The organism is Bartonella sp. AA78NXGY (assembly GCF_042197005.1).
GTDB lineage: Bacteria > Pseudomonadota > Alphaproteobacteria > Rhizobiales > Rhizobiaceae > Bartonella.
Genome location: NZ_JBHIRI010000052.1, coordinates 1 through 2,648, shown reverse-complemented (window position 1 = coordinate 2,648; position 2,648 = coordinate 1). Strand labels below are relative to the sequence as shown.

At 44.8% G+C, this 2,648-nt stretch carries 1 pseudogene; it reads right to left on the bottom strand.

Annotated elements, in window-relative coordinates:
• Nucleotides 1-2,648, bottom strand: a pseudogene (locus ACFINL_RS09510) (filamentous hemagglutinin); the annotation flags it as partial.

The window sequence follows — 2,648 nt, the reverse complement described above, 5'->3', positions numbered from 1 at the left end:
TAAGCATCCCCTAAGAAAAAAATCTCCCGATCAGGATTGTAGCCAATTCTGTTCAAATAATAGGCTGAGCCATAAAACTTGCCAACATCAAGGAATTCTGCCCGCGTTTCATAAATAAAATTCTGCTTGGGCAAGGTGCCACCAACCCCACCCGATTGAGGCTTTGGCAAAGGGAGACCCTCAGAAAGTTCTCCTGCACCATTGATATCCACTTTTGGTGTAAACAAAGCACCAGCCCCGGTTAAACCGCTTAAGGACTCCAGCGGATTGCCTTCAACTGCTTGTGCTTTAAAATGCGCATCCCCTGTAATAGAACCTTCCCCTGCCTTGTTGTTGAGTTGATCAACCACCAGATTTAAAGTGCCACCCGCTTGGACAAGACCAGGAACTGCATCAAGAGCTTCTGAACCGGTCTGGCGATAAGTGCCATTAGCTATATCTAAGGAAACATCGCGGCTTCCATCAGCTTTATAACCATAACAATAAGCATCCGTATTAGCATTACAACCCATATAAGTGTTTTTATAAACCGTTGCCCCCAAATTGGTGAGCACATTGGCGTGGATATCGGCATTTCCTCCTGCTTGTATAATGCTATAGTGGTTGTCAATGGTATCGGCATTAATGATGAGATTGCCACTAGATTGTATCATCCCCTGAGCAGCCGGTTTATGCGAAAAACTCTGCGTGACAATCTTCTCTGTCATGTATGACTGATTATTCCATTGATAGCGTTCTATATCTCCTTTTCTTTTATCATATTTCCAAGTGAATGCCTTATAGACTGTTCCACCTTGCAAAGTTGCCGTGCCATAGGTTCCCTCTTTGTTAGCCCAAAGCTTTTTATCAAATACAAATTCTTCCTTAAGATACCCTCCTTGAGTATGTATATAATCCTCTCCACCTATTAATATATACGTAACATACCCCTTTCCCCAACGCTCTCTCTTCATATCGTGATATAAATTCTGTTCATTGAGCAAATTAAAACCCTTTGGTTTTTCGAATGCTATGGCGACTTCTTCCGTTTTTTCCGTGATGACAGGCATGCTATCGGCTTCGTTTTTGAGACTGTTGGTTTGGATATTTAAGTTTCCACCTGCTTGAATAACGCCCGCTTTATTCACAAGCGAAAGGCTTTTTCCAGTACCAGCTGCATTGGTGAAAAATAAATTGCCTTCTGCCATAATAGCGCCAAAATCATTGAGCAAAGCCCCATCAACTTGTAAAGCACCATTGCCCTTTACATAAATTAAACCCGTTTTGCTGTTGGTCACATCGCCCGTCACGCTAAAAGCTAAATCATGACCCGCTGCCAATTGACCGCTATTTTCAAGCTCCCCCGTCTTGATCACGAAATCTCTGGCTGCTAAAACCGATGTGAACTGATCCACCATAACGCCTGGAGCAACAAAAAGAATATCTCCAGTCCCTCCTTCATCGGTAATGGCTTGTAGCCGTGCATGGTGAATATCAAGAACATTGGTGCTTTGAAAATCTAAACCACCATAAATCAGCGTGCTGCCCGAGACATAAATATGATCCGCAGTTAAATATAGCGTTTGCGGCGTGTAAATATGAGAACGATCATTGCTCAAATCCAGTGTGTTTGCTGTCAATCTCACATCCCCCGTAGCAGACAGCACATTCTCAACGCTGATCCCTCCTGATACCGAGGTCAGGGTTGCACTGCCATAGCCAATGACCTGATCATAATAAATGTCGTTGCCTGCAAAAATTTCAATATTGCCACCACTGATAATATGCCCAACCTTTATACCCTCTTGCGCTGTAGCAAAAAGGGAACCTTTATCATGAAAAACAAGAGCACCTGTAGGGTTTGAAGGGCTCACCTGAGAGTGAACAAAATCTAAACCTGTCATCAGTGTGCCTGCATCAAGACTTCCCACCTTTAAAACGGCATCATCACCCGTCATCAAAGAAGAAAAGTCAACCGCCCCACCCTCAATATTTGCCTTGCCATAGGCTAAAAGTTGCCCAAAATGAACGGGAGCATTTGTTGCTGGTTGTGCTTGAATGGCAACATTTTGATGCGACAGAATTGTTTGAGAAACAGATAGCCCATTATGAGAAACTAGGGTGATATCTCCTGCTCCATAAACACTTTCAGCAACAATCGCACCTTGACTGCTCTGGAGATCAACATCCCCTTGGGTGCCAAGAACAACAACACCAGCAGCACCCGTTGCCGCCATATCAACCCCACCGGCTAAAAAATGAGCTTGTATATCACCACCGGCATGCGCCTTGAGATTCCCTTGCGCTAAAACAATCCCCTCAAGCTTCAAGTCTCCGCCCGATTCAAGAGCCATATCAGCACCTGACCCTAGCCCTGAAACTTGAAGTGTCTGGCGCGAAGACAGCTCCATATTGCCCCCAGAGGTTGCCTTACCGGCAATCGATAAAAGCCCATCCTGCGCCTCTATCTTCAAATGACCATCAGCACCAACCGTTTCTAACGTCACATCCTTATGGGCGGTAATATCAATATGCTTTTTCGAGGTGATGTGCTTTGCCAATACGCTCTGGCTTTTCGATTTGAGGACAACGCCCCCATGACCAAAAACATTCTTCAACGAGATTTTCCCGTCAGCAGAAAGATGCAACTGCCCCGCATTGGCTGCCAT